Source organism: Rhizobium sp. BR 314, assembly GCF_047445805.1.
Lineage (GTDB): Bacteria > Pseudomonadota > Alphaproteobacteria > Rhizobiales > Rhizobiaceae > Rhizobium > Rhizobium lusitanum_B.
In genome coordinates this window covers 45,716-60,062 of sequence record NZ_JARWLA010000009.1, presented here as the reverse complement: position 1 = coordinate 60,062, position 14,347 = coordinate 45,716, and the positions used below count along the sequence as shown (strand labels likewise).

Genomic DNA, 14,347 nt, shown 5'->3' with positions numbered 1-14,347 from the left:
CTTGCCGCTGCGCCATGCGTCCGATGGGATGAGTGGCGCAGCGGCAATCTAGAGCAATTCCAGCAAAAGTGCGTAGTGGTTTTGCGTCCGGAATTGCGCTCAAACAAGAGAACAGCGCATCTCCAGAATTCCGTTTGAAACGGAAATGCGCTGGTTTGCACGAAACCTCTCCTTCGATCGAACTCGATTTATGAGGTAGCGCGCGGATCAAAACCTTCGAAGGTCATCTGGTCTGCATTGGCGAATGTGTGCTTGCGGGCCGCTTCGTCGCGCACGGTCCAGGTTATGACCGGAATGCCGCGCTGGCGCTGCGCCGTGATGAAGGGGTTCGGCAGGTGGCCAAAGAAGTATGATATGAAGTCTAGCCCAAGATGCATGGCTTCGTCATGCTGAAAAAACGTCTCTGGCTTGTTTCCTTCAGCCGTGAGGCCGACAGGGTAAGGCGATTCCAGGGCCTTGAGGTCCTTGAGCAGCCATTGGTCGAAACTCATCAGCGCCACATGTCCCTTATAACCTTCGAGGATTTCGAGCACGGATTCGGCAAAGCCTTCATCATCGCCTTCGCGGCCCTTGAGTTCCAGCACGAGCGGCACCTTGCCGTCACAGAGCTGCAAAAGCTGCTTCAAGGTCGGGATCTTGTCCTTGGTGCCGCCGATCGAGAGCAGCCCGAGCTCGGCCGAGGTGCGCTCGCGTACCTCGCCGGGCAGGTTGCAGACGCGCTGCAGATCATCGTCATGGAAAACGACCGGAACGCCGTCCGAGGCATAGTGCAGGTCGCACTCGATGGCAAAGCCCGCCTCGATGGCTCGGCTGAAGGCCGAAAGCGTGTTCTCCCAGACTTCCTTGTTCATGTCATGATAGCCGCGATGGGCGACGGGGCGCTCGGTCAGCCAGGCAAGCTTGCTCATTATGCGATTTCCAGAATGGCATCGATTTCAACGACGGCATTGAGCGGCAGGGCTGCCATGCCGACGGCGGCGCGGGCATGCTTTCCGGCTTCGCCGAGTACATTTGCCAGAAGATTCGAGGCGCCGTTGATCACAAGATGTTGTTCGACGAAATCGGGCGTCGAGGCGACGAAGCCGTTGAGCTTGATCAGGCGTTTGATGCGGCCGAGGTCACCGCCAAGCGCTGCTTTTGCCTGGGCGAGAATGTTGATGGCGCAGAGTTCGGCTGCGCGCTGGCCGCCTGCAACATCGACATCCTTGCCGAGATGGCCCGTCACGCCGATCTTGCCGTTTTCCATCGGCAACTGGCCGGACAGATAGAGAAGATTGCCGCTGATGACATAGGGAACATAGTTGGCGGCCGGTGCTGCGGCCTGCGGCAAAGTGATACCAAGTTCCGTCAGACGAGCCTCTATGGCAGCGGACATTTTCATCTCCCGTTTTGTTGTAAAAACTTCAAAAATCCGGCATCAAGACTAAATTCCGTCAATCGGAACAGGCAGCCTCGTTTCAGCCGAAAGCGTTCTTATAACATCGCGTGCGAGTCCAACAGGAGATAATGAATGTTCCGCTCGAGTTTTGCTGCCACCGTTGTTTCGGGGCTGGGCATTCTGTCACTGGGAACCACCGCGACGCACGCGGCCGTCCCGAGCGGCTTGATCGCTCACCGGGCCGTCTATGATTTGGAGCTGAAGGATGCCTCCGATCGCTCCGGCATCGCCGGCATGTTTGGCCGCATGGTTTATGAGTTCAACGGTTCCGATTGCACCGGCTTTACCACCAATTTCCGTTTCGTGACGAAGATCGATACCGGCGACTCCACGCGCGTCAGCGATCAACAGACCACGACCTTCGAAGATCTCGGCAAGCGGATCTTTCGCTTCGAAACCAAATCCTACACGGATAGCCAACTCGACAAGGATGTGCGGGGCGCCGCCGTCGAGGACCAGAAGGGTATAAAGATCGATCTCACCCAGCCGCATAGCAAGCAGGTCGAAGTGATCGAGAGCCGCTTTCCGACGGAGCACATGCTCGACATCATTCACAATGCCAAGCTCGGCAAGAACTTCTTCGAGGCACAGGTCTTCGATGGCTCCGATGACGGCGACAAGCCGTTGCTCGCCACCACCGTCGTCGGCAAGGAGCAGACGCCTGCAAAGGATGATCCCGACGCCGAAAAGGCCGGCGCTTTCGCCAGCAAGACCTTCTGGCCCGTAACTGTCGCTTATTTCAACGAGAAGTCCACCGGCGACGCCATGCCCGTCTATCGCATGTCGTTCAAGTTGTACGAGAACGGCATAACCCGCGATCTTACCATGGACTACGGCGATTTCGTCCTGACCGGCAAGCTCACCAAGCTTGAGGTTCTCGACACCAAGGCGTGCCAATAGCCCACGATAACGCTCCTGACGCGAAATCGTCGTCATAAAACTGTGATCCAAGTTTCACTATTGTGTGGAACGGTCGGCAAGCGGTGGTGAGTCTATTTCACCTCGCGTCGACTTGGAATTGTAGTGGGGCGCGCGGGGGAATGATCGTCTGGGGCGATCGAAAGTTTTGCGGTCGGCTCCGTTTTATGGACGAGAAAGCGTGCCCCATGAGCAATGCCGATATCCCAGCCACGTCTCACGAGACGCTGCCCGTTGTTGCCGCCGACCCGGCGGAAATCGCTCGCATCGGCGATAGCATCGACCTGACCGATCGGGCCGGCATCTCCGTCTACGGCGATCGCGCGCAGCAGTCCGTTTCAGATTATTCCGACCGCATTTTGCGCGAGGTCCGTAACCGCGATCTCGGCGAAGTCGGCAAGCTGCTGACCGATATCATCGTCAAATCCAAGAATCTCGATCCGGCCTCGTTGAAGGACGAGGGCTTCCTGTCGCGGATGTTTTCCTCGTTCAGAGCACGGCTGGAGCGTTTCAAGGAGCAGTTCGAGGATGTCGCCGGCCAGATCGATCGCATCGGGCTGGAGCTTGATCGCCATAAGGACGTTTTGCGCCGTGATATCGCGCTTCTCGATGACCTGCACGAAGAAACCAAGCAGTCCATCCTGCAGCTCGACGCCTATGTGCAGGCGGGAAAGGCGTTCGCCGAGCGTTTCCGCGCGACCGAACTCCCGCGCCTGAAGAGTGCCGCCGAAGCGGCGACCGTCAATCCAGGCGGCGGCATGCTGGAGGCGCAGATCTATCAGGACAGCCTGCAGGCGCTCGATCGGCTGGAGAAGCGCGTATTCTACCTGCAGCAGGCGCGTCAGCTCGGCATCCAGCAATTGCCGCAGATCCGTATCGTGCAGGCCGGTGACGAAACCCTGATCGAAAACCTGCAGGCGACTTCGGCGCTGACGGTGCCGGCCTGGAAGCAGAAGATGGTGATCCTGCTCGGCCTGACCCAGCAGAAATCGGCGCTCGAATTGCAGAAGACCATTACCGACGCCACCAACGACATGATCCGCGAGGCCTCAAGGATGATGAAGGACCAGGCGATTGCCATAGAACAGCAATCGCAGCGCGGTATCGTCGACATCGACACGCTCGCTGCGGCCAATCGCGATCTGATCGACACGATCGGCGGCGTGCTGAAGGTGCAGGAGGATGGCCGCGCCAAGCGCGCCGAGGCCGAGCAGCGGATGCAGAAAATGACCGTCGAGCTGAAGAAAGCAATGATCGAGGCCCGGTAATCGGCATGGCAATCCGTACACTTGTTACCGGCCTGACACTTGTGCCAGCTCTCGCGCTGAGCGGCTGCGACGTCGGCGGCCAAGGCCCGAAATTCTCGATCGTCTCCGGCTCGGAGAACACGGTCCTTCAGCCGATCGTCGAGGGATTTTGCAAGCAGAAGAACGCGTCTTGCACCTTCTCCTACGAAGGTACACTGGATATCGGCCTCGCTCTCCAGAGCGAGAAAGGTGTCGAGCAGGATGCCGTCTGGCCCGCATCGAGCGTCTGGGTCGACATGTTCGACGCCAAGCGCCGGGTGAAATCACTCACCTCGGTCGCGCAGATGCCGGTCATTCTCGGTGTGCGCAAATCCAAGGCCGATGCGCTCGGTTGGACCGGCAAACCGGTTTACATGAAGGACATTCTGGCAGCGGTGAAGAACGGCTCGCTGAAGTTTCTCATGACCTCGGCCACCCAGTCCAATTCCGGTGCGAGCGCCTATCTCGGCATGTTGTCGAGCGCGCTTGGCAATAAGCCTGTGATCGAGCCGGGCGATCTCGACAAGTCCGACGTTCAGAGCACCGTGCGTTCGCTCCTCGGCGGCGTGGAGCGTTCTTCTGGCTCGTCGGGCTGGCTGGCCGACCTCTATACGGATTCGGCGAAAAAAGGCGTCCTCTATGACGCCATGTGGAACTATGAGGCGGTGCTGAAGGAAACCAACGACAAGCTCGTGGGCATGGGTAAGGAACCGCTCTATGCGATCTATCCGGCTGACGGTGTCGTGGTGGCGGACTCGCCCATCGGCTTCGTCGATCACGGGCGAGGGCCGAAGGTCGAGACCTTCTTCAACCAGCTTGCCGAATATCTCCGCTCCACGCCAGTGCAGAAGCGCATCGCCGATACGGGCCGCCGAATCCCGCTTGCCGAGGTCTCCGCCAAGCCGGATCCGTCGTGGAATTTCGATCCGACGCGGTTGGTCACCGCCGTTCGTATGCCGGAGCCAGCCGTTATCCGCCAGGCGCTCGATCTCTATCAGGTGGCATTGCGCAAACCGTCGCTGACGGCCCTCTGCCTGGATTTTTCCGGATCGATGGAGGGGCAGGGCGAGGGGCAGTTGCAGGCGGCAACGCGGTTCCTGTTCAATCCGGATGAAACCGGCAAGGTGCTGGCGCAATGGACGCCGGCCGATCGCATTATGGTTATTCCCTTCGATGTCAATGTGCGCGCGACCTACGAAGGTTCGGGAAACCCAGCCCAGCAGAAGATGCTTGTCGACCGGGTTTCCCGCCAGCGAGCAGGCGGCGGCACGGACATGTATGCCTGTGCTAGCCGGGCGCTCGACTGGATTAAAAGCGCGCAGAACTTGCCGTCCTATCTGCCCGCCATCGTCATCATGACTGACGGCAAGTCTGATGATGCCAATCGCGATTTCATGAGCCGTTGGGCATCGGTAAATCCGCACGTGCCGGTGTTCGGCATCACCTTCGGCGACGCTGACAAGCGGCAGCTGGACGCCCTCGCGCAAGAGACCTCGGGACGCGTATTCGATGGACGTGGCGATCTGGTCAGCGCATTCCGGGCGGTGCGCGGTTACAACTAGGACAATAATGCGGAACTGGTTTAGCAATGACGGGAATTGGATCGTGGCGGGGCTTGCCGCCGCGGTTGTGGTTCCTGCGCTGAGCTTCCTGGCCGGTATGCCGGTCTGGATCGCCGCCATCATCGGCTTCCTGGTTTTCGTCGGCCTCATCTTCGTTCTGGCGCCAAAGCGCATGTTCGAAGGTCTGGATGCGAAGGCGATCGGCAGGGGACGTCTGGATTTCGCCCGTGATCTGCTGAGCGCGGCGGCACCGGCCGCGCAAAGACTGGAGGCTTCGGCCAGCCAGATCTCTAGCAAGGAGACGGCAAAACGGGTGCGTCATCTGGCGGAGATTGCCACCGATGTGTTTGCCAAGGTGGAGGCCAATCCGGAAAGCGCCGGCACGGTCCGGCGTTTCCTCAGCTATTACCTGCCGCGTGCCGCCGAGGTAGCGGAAGGGTTTGCCGCGATCGAGGCGAAGCGCCAGCCGGACACCGCTCGCCTCCGGGAGGTCGAGCTGGTTCTGACCAAACTTGAAGATGCATTCGTGCACTATTCCGACAGCCTGATCGACGACAGGCTCGATACGCTTGATACCGAGTTGCGCCTTATACAGGCATCGCTCAAAGAGGATATAGGACGCTGATGGCCATTTCCCGCCGCGCCTTCGGAGTAGGGCTTCTTGCTGCCGGCGTTGCCGGAACCGGCGGCTATTTCGCCGTCAAGGGTCGACCGGAACTGCAGGGACTGCTTGGCAACCGCACCAAGCTGTTCGGCTTCATCGGCGGCGAGAAGGAAGCATTCCTCGCCGATCAGGATGTGATTTCGGCGCTGCACGGCCACGGGCTTGAGATCAATAACCGTGTCGCCGGTTCTGTCGAAATGGTGCGCGAGCAGGCGCTGCTCTCACAGACGCCGTCGTTTCTGTGGCCTTCATCCTCGATCATGGTCGATATCGCCCGACAGAACGGCATCAAGATCCGCAACGACCGCGTTATTCTGAACACACCCGTTGTTGTCTATTCCTGGCAGCCCGTTGTCGATGGGTTGACCAAGGCCGGGCTTGTCACGACGACATCGCAGGGGCAGCATCAGCTCGATCTGAAGGCGCTGCTGGATGCGGTGCTGTCCGGTGCGAGCTGGTCAAAGCTCGGCGTCGGAGCACTCTATGGGCAGTCGAGGATCGTTTCCACCGATCCCAATCGTTCCAATTCAGGCTTCATGTTTGCCGGACTGGTGCTAAGTCTTCTGAGCGGCAATGTCGCGAGTGCCGCCAGTCTTTTCCAGTTCGGCGACAAGGCGCAGGCCATCTTCCGCAACATGGGCTTCAAGGCGTCGTCATCGGGCAAGCTCTTCGAGCAATATCTCGCGGGCGGTATCGGTGGCGAGCCGATGATTGTCGGCTATGAGAATCAGTTGGTGGAATGGATTCTCGCCGATCCGCAGCGATGGAAGAGAATCCAGGCTAGTAATGGAGCGAAGCCCGTCGTGCTTTATCCGCATCCGACTGTTTATTCCTCCCATCCGCTCATTGCCATCGATGAACAGGTCGACCGGATGATCGACGCGCTGATCAGCCCGCGATTGCAGGAGCTCGCCTCGACCAAGCACGGCTTTCGCGGACCGCTGGGAACCGTAACCGGCGACGCGGACAGCGCGATTGCCGGCTTGCTGCCGGCGGAAATCGATGCTGTCTTGCCTATGCCGGATGCCAATGTCATGCTGGCGCTACTCGATAAACTGGCTACCTGAGGGCAGGGTACGGTTATTTTTCGCTGCCAAAGCCTTGCATTCCACGCGAATCGAATGTAAGGGCACCCGCATTCCACACGTAAGGCATGGGATTGTCCGGGAGAAATCCGGATCGTTCCGCCCGGTGGCATTCTCGAAGAGGATGCTGTTCGCCTTGCGGAGGTTCAACCGGTAAAGGAGACAAAGGCATGGCATTGCCTGATTTTTCTATGCGCCAGCTTCTGGAAGCTGGTGTTCACTTCGGTCACCAGACGCACCGCTGGAACCCGAAGATGAAGCCTTACATTTTCGGCGATCGTAACAACATCCACATCATCGACCTCGCTCAGACGGTTCCGATGCTGAACCGTGCTCTGCAGGTTGTCAGCGATACCGTTGCTCGTGGTGGTCGCGTTCTGTTCGTCGGCACCAAGCGTCAGGCGTCCGAACTGATCGCCGACAGCGCAAAGCGCTCGGCTCAGTACTACGTCAACGCTCGCTGGCTCGGCGGCATGATGACCAACTGGAAGACGATCTCCAACTCGATCCAGCGTCTGCGCAAGCTCGATGAAATCCTCTCCGGCGAAGCCCAGGGCTTCACCAAGAAGGAGCGTCTGAACCTCGAGCGCGAACGCGAAAAGCTCGACAAGGCCCTCGGCGGTATCAAGGACATGGGCGGCACGCCGGACCTGATGTTCATTATCGACACCAACAAGGAAAAGATCGCGATCGACGAAGCCAAGCGCCTCGGCATCCCGGTCGTTGCCATCATCGACTCGAACTGCGATCCGGACCTGATCGACTATCCGATCCCGGGCAACGACGACGCCTCGCGCGCCATCGCTCTCTACTGCGACCTGATCTCGCGCGCTGCCATCGACGGCATCGCTCGCCAGCAGGGTGCATCCGGCCGTGACCTCGGCGCTTCCGAGGAAGCCCCGATCGAGCCGACCCTGGCGGACGGCACCGAAGCCTGATCGCGCCTGGAGGCGGGCAGTGGACTGTCCGCCCAAGCGCAATGACATCCGGGATAAGGCCGTTTGCGACTTAAATAAGTTCGAGCGGCCTTATCGCGTTTTGGATAACGCCTTGCCTCTTGCGTAATTCCTTAAATCGGAAACGATTTGAGGGAGAAATTATGCAGTAGATTTAAAGTGTTGCAGCGACCTTTGCGCGTCACTTGTGACGCGCGGCGCTGTAGGCGGTAAATCCAGGCTTGTTCCAATCAAGAATTCCACAGTATGACGCTGCTTCATAACGCTGTCATACTTAAGGGTACATTTCGTCCCTCAAATCGGTGCGCTTCGGTCGCAAACCGCATGCCGCACCACATGAACCCACAAGAGGAAGCTTATGACCGAGATTACGGCTGCACTGGTGAAGGAACTGCGCGAAAAGTCTGGCGCAGGCATGATGGACTGCAAGAAGGCGCTGACCGAAACCAACGGCGATATCGAAGCAGCGATCGACTGGCTGCGCGCCAAGGGCATCTCCAAGGCCGACAAGAAGTCCGGCCGCACCGCCGCTGAAGGCCTGGTCGCCATTGCCGGCGCCGGTCACAAGGCCGTTGTCGTCGAGCTCAATTCCGAAACCGACTTCGTTGCCCGTAACGATGCCTTCCAGGACCTCGCTCGCGGCGTCGCCGAAGTAGCTCTGTCCACCGACGGCACGGTCGAAGCCATCTCGGCTGCGACCTACCCGGCATCCGGCAAGCCGGTCGCCGACACCATCAAGGACGCGATCGCAACCATCGGCGAAAACATGACGCTCCGTCGTGCGGCCAAGCTCGAAGTCGAGCACGGCGTTGTCGCGACCTACATCCACAATGCTGCCGGCGACGGCATCGGCAAGCTCGGCGTTCTGGTCGCCCTGAAGTCCGTCGGCGACAAGGCCGTTCTGACCTCGATCGGCCGCCAGGTTGCCATGCACATTGCTGCTACCAACCCGCTGGCGATCCGCGCCGAAGAAGTAGATGCTGCAGTCGCCGAGCGCGAGCGCAACGTCTTCATCGAGCAGTCCCGCGAATCCGGCAAGCCAGAAGCCATCATCGAAAAGATGGTTGAAGGCCGCATGCGCAAGTTCTTCGAAGAAGTCGCTCTTCTCTCGCAGGCTTTCGTCATCAATCCGGACCTGACGGTTGCTGCTGCCATCAAGGAAGCTGAAAAGACCGCTGGCGCCCCGATCGAAGTCGTCGGCATGGCCCGTCTGCTCCTCGGCGAAGGCGTCGAAAAGGAAGAAACCGACTTCGCCGCCGAAGTTGCTGCTGTCGCCAAGGGCTGATTAGCAAAAAGAAGACATATCCCGGTTTGGTGAAACCATATCAGGGAAAACATCAGGGCATCGCGTGACAACGCGGTGCCCTTCGTGTATCCGGCATTCACAATCATTCCCCGGTGATCACTTCAAGGAGCTACCATGTCCCAGCCGATCTACAAGCGCGTGTTGCTCAAGGCCTCCGGTGAAGCTCTGATGGGCAGTCAGGGTTTTGGTATCGACGTCACCGTTGCGGACCGGATTGCGTCCGATATCGCCGAAGCACGCGCCATGGGGGTCGAGGTCGGTGTCGTGGTTGGCGGCGGCAATATTTTCCGCGGCGTTGCGGTGGCCTCGAAGGGTGGCGACCGTGTGACAGGCGACCATATGGGAATGCTCGGCACCGTCATCAATGCGCTGGCGCTGGCAACCTCGCTGCGCAAGCTCGACATCGAGACGGTGGTGCTTTCGGCCATTTCTATGCCTGAGATCTGCGAGAGCTTTTCGCAGCGCGCCACGCTCTATCACCTTTCGCTTGGCCGCGTAGTGATCTTCGCCGGCGGCACCGGCAACCCATTCTTCACCACCGATTCGGCCGCTGCATTGCGCGCTGCCGAAATGGGCGCGCAGGCCATCTTCAAGGGTACGCAGGTTGACGGCATCTACTCGGCCGATCCGAAGAAATTCCCCGATGCGGAGCGCTTCGACCATCTGACTCACAGTCAGGTGCTCGAGAAGGGGCTGGCTGTCATGGATATCGCCGCCGTCGCGCTCGCTCGAGAAAACGCAATTCCGATCATCGTCTTCTCCATCCACGAGAAGGGCGGGTTCGCCGAAATCTTGACCGGCGGCGGCCGCAAGACCATCGTATCAGACAACTGACATTCCTGTGGCGTCGGGTAAACCCGGTGCCGCCTTGTTACAGGGGAGCATAGACATGAGTGAAGCCACCGATCTCAAGGAACTGAAGCGTCGCATGGACGGCGCCATTGCGGCATTCAAGAGCGACATCGCCTCGTTGCGCACCGGGCGCGCATCCGCCAATATTCTGGATCCGGTCACGATCGAAGCCTATGGCTCGCGCATGCCGCTGAACCAGGTTGCCAACATCACCGTGCCGGAACCCCGCATGCTGACCGTATCGGTCTGGGACAAGTCGATGGTCGGCGCCGTCGAGCGCTCCATCCGCGAGTCCAATCTCGGCCTCAACCCCATCGTCGACGGCCAGAACCTGCGTATTCCATTGCCGGAACTCAACGAAGAGCGCCGCCGTTCGCTGGTGAAAGTCGCCCATGAATATGCCGAGAAGGCAAAGGTCGCGATTCGTCACGTGCGCCGCGACGGCATGGATGGCCTCAAGAAGGCTGAAAAGGATGGCGTAATCGGCCAGGACGAGAGCCGCTCACTATCCGAGCGTGTGCAGAAGATGACGGATGAGACGATTTCCGAGATCGACCGCTTGCTAGCCGATAAAGAAAAGGAAATCATGCACGTCTGATCGTAGCCTGGGACGCGTCGCTTTCTGTCCGAAAACATTTGAAAGCGGCGACAGCGCCCTAGATTACGAGGCCAGAGCATCTTCTGCCGAACGAAACCGGATCCAAATGTCAGCTCCTACGTTCTCTGTCGTACCCGAACACGTTGCCATCATCATGGACGGCAACGGGCGTTGGGCCAACGCGCGCGGCCTGCCGCGCACCATGGGCCACCGCAAGGGCGTGGAGGCGGTTCGGGAAACGGTGCGGGCAGCCGGTGATATCGGCATCAAATATCTGACGCTTTTTGCCTTTTCTTCTGAGAACTGGCGTCGCCCGGAGACCGAGGTGAGCGATCTCCTCGGCCTGCTGAAGGCATTCATCCGGCGGGACCTCGCCGAGCTTCATCGCCAGAATGTGCGGATCCGCGTCATCGGCGATCGCAGCAATCTGCGCGGCGATATCCTGCCACTGCTGCTCGAAGCCGAGGAGACCACCAGGAACAATACGGCTCTGACGCTGGTCATCGCTTTCAATTACGGCTCGCGCGACGAAATTGTGCGTGCCTTTGCGAGCCTGGCGAGGGATGTGGAGGCGGGACGGCTTCGCCCGCAGGACATCAGTCCGGAACTGGTCGACGCACGCCTGGATACGGCCGGAATTCCCGATCCGGACCTGATTATCCGCACGAGTGGCGAGGAGCGCCTGTCGAACTTCCTGCTTTGGCAGGCCGCCTATTCGGAATTCATGTTCATGCCGGAATTCTGGCCTGATTTCAGCCGTGACCTCTTCTTTGCAGCGCTGGAGAAATATGCCGCGCGCGACCGGCGCTTTGGCGGTCTTTCCGCCAAGCCGGCGGCGGCCGTGGGGTCCTGATGAGCCGCGAACTGAGGCTGCGTATCATCTCCGGCATCATCCTTGCCGCGATCGTTCTTGCCGCCACATGGCATGGCGGCCTCAGTTTCCGGCTTTTGGCCGCCGCAATCAGCCTGCTCGTCTATTATGAATGGTCGACCATATCGGATCTGCACGGAAGCGATCCGAAGGGAAATGCGCTTGGCTGGGTCGGTTTGGTCCTGATCGCCGGTGCGACAGTGACGGGCGAATCGGTCTACTCCATGGAGGTTCTGGCCGCCTTTGTCGTCGTCTCGGCGATCATGGTCGCCCTTCGGCAAAAGAGCTGGTGGCTGCCCGGTGGCATACTCTATTCCGGCCTGACCGCGATCGCCCTTGCCGAGATACGTGACGAGGATCTTCGCGGTTTCATATTGATGCTGTTCATCTTCGCGACCGTTTGGGCAACCGATATCTTCGCCTATTTCGTCGGTCGCGCGATCGGCGGTCCGAAGCTTGCGCCACGCATATCGCCGGGCAAGACTTGGTCGGGCGCGATCGGCGGCGCCGTTGCGGCCGTCATCGCCGGAACCGCGATCGTCTGGAGCTATTTTTCTGCCGATGACCTGCGGATTCCCATGCTTGCGCTGGTGCTGTCCGTTTGCAGTCAGGTCGGCGACCTGTTCGAGTCCTTTATGAAGCGTCGCTTCAATGTAAAAGATTCGAGTCACCTTATTCCCGGGCATGGCGGCGTCATGGATCGGGTCGATGGACTAATTTTTGCTTGTTTTGCAGCGTTTTTGTTGGCTATCGTAATATCGCTGACAATGAGCGGCGAGACCTTGTCATTGGGCGGCGTTCTGCTCGGGGTCTGATACCAAAGCAATTCCAGGGAAAGTGCGCAGCGGTTTTCCGCACGGAATTGCGAAAACAGAAAGATGGAGCGGTTCAGGTTTCAGTGAAACCGAACGGCTCTCACACGAACAGGATCGTTGCATGGGTAGCGCGGCAGGCTTCATCGGTTTTTTGACAAACAACGTCATCACGTTTGTTTTTGTCTTGTCGCTGCTCGTTTTCGTGCACGAAATGGGCCACTATCTCGTTGGCCGCTGGTCCGGCATTCGCATCATGGCCTTCTCGATCGGCTTCGGCCCGGAGATTGCCGGCTTCACTGACAAGCACGGTACACGCTGGAAGCTTTCGCTCATTCCGCTCGGCGGCTATGTGCGCTTCTTCGGCGACGAAGATGCCTCCAGCAAGGTCGACGTCGATCAGCTCTCGGCCATGACCGAAGAGGAGCGCGCGCAATCCTTTGCCGGTGCCAAGCTCTGGAAAAGAGCGGCGACCGTTGCCGCGGGGCCGATTGCGAATTTCATTCTCGCCATTGCAATCTTCGCCGTCCTCTTCAGTGTTTATGGCCGCACGGCAGCCGATCCCGTCGTTGCCATGGTGACGCGCGACGGCGCGGCCGCGGAAGCCGGCATAAAGCCCGGCGATCGGCTTGTGGCTATCGACGGCGTCAACGTGACCACTTTCGACGAGGTGCAGCGCTACGTCAGTCTGCGCCCGGGGCGCACGATCGCTCTGACGGTCGAGCGCGATGGCCAGAAGCGCGATTTCCAGATCGTGCCGAAACTAGTCGAAGACACAGATCAATTCGGCAACAAGATGGAGATGGGCCGCATCGGCATCGCGCTCATCGATCCTGTGGTGACGGTAGTCGAGCCCGCCGGGCCGGCCGCAAAGGCAGGCATACTGGCTGGGGATCGGCTGATTGCCATCGATGGCAACAATGTTGCCACCTATTACGACATTGGCCGCTACGTCAGCGATCGTCCTGGCAAGAACGTTGTGCTGACGATGCAGCGCAATGGCCAGATGCGCGATTTCCCGGTTGTTCCCAAGACCGTGACCGACACCGATGCCTCCGGCAACAAGAGGGATGTCGGCAGCATCGGCATCGGGCCGATCGATCCGCTGATCGGGTCGATTGCATCCAATAGCCCGGCCGCGTCCGTCGGACTGGAACTCGGCGATCGCATTCTTTCTGTGGATGGACGTGCGGTCGGCTCTGTCGGCGAAGTACAGCGCTATGCAGCAGCTCACGCCGACAAGCCCGTTTCGCTGTCCGTCGAACGCAATGGCCAGACACGCGACGTCTCGGTGACGCCGAAGGTGTCGGAGGAACTCGATGTGTTCGGTGCGTCAGCGAAGATCGCCAGCATCGGCATCACGGACGGCCAGAAGCCGCCCAAGCTACGTTATCAGTCCTATGGGCCGCTCCAGGCGATCGGCGAGGGCGTCAAGCAGACCGTCAACATCGTTTCCGGTACTTTTGATTATCTCGGCAACGTCATCGGCGGCTATATGAAGGCCGATCAGCTAGGTGGCCCCATCAGGGTTGCGCAAATGTCCGGTCAAATGGCAACCCTGGGCTTCTCCGCGGTGTTGCAATTTGCCGCCATACTTTCTGTTTCAATAGGGTTATTAAATTTGATGCCCGTGCCGGTACTTGATGGCGGGCACTTGATGTTCTATGCGATTGAAGCCGTAAGGGGAAAACCTTTGGGTGCACGGGCTCAGGATATCGCCTTCCGGATTGGATTTGCGATGGTGCTCTCACTCATGGTGTTTGCGACATGGAACGATATTAGTTCCCGGCTAGGCTAGAGGGGCAAAGCGAGAGGGAAAATTACGATTTATTTACGATGTTTCAAAGCTGTAGTGGCGAATGGGTCACGCTTTGAAATGAAGTAAACGGAAATTAACTTGCTCCCTTGCTTGTATGTCAAAAGCGGGTAAAACGACACACGTGGCCGGAATCGGGTTCGCTCGGGGCTGGGGACGACTGAAAAAAAGGTAAGAAGTGAA

14 protein-coding genes are annotated in these 14,347 nt (G+C 59.1%); 12 read left to right on the top strand and 2 right to left on the bottom strand.

Going from position 1 to position 14,347, the window contains the following annotated elements:
• Window positions 1-188 precede the first annotated feature (188 nt).
• Window positions 189-908, bottom strand: coding sequence for a glycerophosphodiester phosphodiesterase (locus tag QD461_RS14335; RefSeq protein WP_414088355.1), 720 nt, complete (start codon window positions 906-908; stop codon window positions 189-191).
• Complete coding sequence (locus QD461_RS14330) at window positions 908-1,375, bottom strand: RidA family protein (RefSeq protein ID WP_414088354.1); 468 nt, start codon at window positions 1,373-1,375, stop codon at window positions 908-910. Before QD461_RS14330 ends, QD461_RS14335 begins: the two co-directional genes overlap by 1 nt.
• 135 nt (window positions 1,376-1,510) lie before the next feature.
• Between QD461_RS14330 and QD461_RS14325 the strand changes: the two genes are divergently transcribed.
• The 12 genes from QD461_RS14325 to rseP all read left to right on the top strand — a co-directional run bounded on the left by QD461_RS14325 (window position 1,511) and on the right by rseP (window position 14,146).
• The gene (locus QD461_RS14325; RefSeq protein ID WP_414088353.1) at window positions 1,511-2,338 is read left to right on the top strand and encodes a cell envelope integrity EipB family protein; all 828 of its coding nucleotides are present in this window, start codon (window positions 1,511-1,513) and stop codon (window positions 2,336-2,338) included.
• Between the two features lie 206 nt (window positions 2,339-2,544).
• Complete coding sequence (locus QD461_RS14320) at window positions 2,545-3,624, top strand: toxic anion resistance protein (RefSeq protein WP_414088352.1); 1,080 nt, start codon at window positions 2,545-2,547, stop codon at window positions 3,622-3,624.
• 5 nt (window positions 3,625-3,629) lie between these two features.
• Window positions 3,630-5,204 (top strand): substrate-binding domain-containing protein, encoded by a 1,575-nt coding sequence (locus QD461_RS14315; RefSeq protein ID WP_414088351.1) that lies wholly within the window; start codon window positions 3,630-3,632, stop codon window positions 5,202-5,204.
• Window positions 5,205-5,211: 7 nt separating this feature from the next.
• Window positions 5,212-5,829: a 5-bromo-4-chloroindolyl phosphate hydrolysis family protein gene (locus QD461_RS14310; RefSeq protein ID WP_414088350.1), complete on the top strand. Its 618-nt coding sequence runs from the start codon at window positions 5,212-5,214 to the stop codon at window positions 5,827-5,829.
• Window positions 5,829-6,935, top strand: coding sequence for a hypothetical protein (locus QD461_RS14305; protein WP_414088349.1), 1,107 nt, complete (start codon window positions 5,829-5,831; stop codon window positions 6,933-6,935). Before QD461_RS14310 ends, QD461_RS14305 begins: the two co-directional genes overlap by 1 nt.
• 188 nt (window positions 6,936-7,123) lie before the next feature.
• Window positions 7,124-7,891, top strand: a complete 768-nt coding sequence (gene rpsB, locus QD461_RS14300) for a 30S ribosomal protein S2 (RefSeq protein WP_184708509.1) — start codon at window positions 7,124-7,126, stop codon at window positions 7,889-7,891.
• Window positions 7,892-8,267: 376 nt separating this feature from the next.
• Window positions 8,268-9,194: a translation elongation factor Ts gene (tsf, locus tag QD461_RS14295; protein ID WP_184708507.1), complete on the top strand. Its 927-nt coding sequence runs from the start codon at window positions 8,268-8,270 to the stop codon at window positions 9,192-9,194.
• 135 nt (window positions 9,195-9,329) lie between these two features.
• A complete protein-coding gene (gene pyrH / locus QD461_RS14290) occupies window positions 9,330-10,049 on the top strand; it encodes a UMP kinase (protein WP_414088348.1) in 720 nt (239 codons plus the stop codon).
• A gap of 55 nt (window positions 10,050-10,104) precedes the next feature.
• On the top strand, window positions 10,105-10,665 hold the full coding sequence (gene frr / locus QD461_RS14285) for a ribosome recycling factor (RefSeq protein ID WP_184708503.1): 561 nt from the start codon (window positions 10,105-10,107) through the stop codon (window positions 10,663-10,665).
• Window positions 10,666-10,771: 106 nt separating this feature from the next.
• The gene (locus QD461_RS14280; protein WP_184708501.1) at window positions 10,772-11,518 is read left to right on the top strand and encodes an isoprenyl transferase; all 747 of its coding nucleotides are present in this window, start codon (window positions 10,772-10,774) and stop codon (window positions 11,516-11,518) included.
• On the top strand, window positions 11,518-12,351 hold the full coding sequence (locus QD461_RS14275; protein WP_414088347.1) for a phosphatidate cytidylyltransferase: 834 nt from the start codon (window positions 11,518-11,520) through the stop codon (window positions 12,349-12,351). The genes QD461_RS14280 and QD461_RS14275 overlap by 1 nt, the downstream gene beginning before the upstream one ends.
• Window positions 12,352-12,472: 121 nt before the next feature.
• Window positions 12,473-14,146, top strand: a complete 1,674-nt coding sequence (gene rseP / locus QD461_RS14270; protein ID WP_414088346.1) for an RIP metalloprotease RseP — start codon at window positions 12,473-12,475, stop codon at window positions 14,144-14,146.
• The last annotated feature ends 201 nt before the right edge of the window (window positions 14,147-14,347 follow it).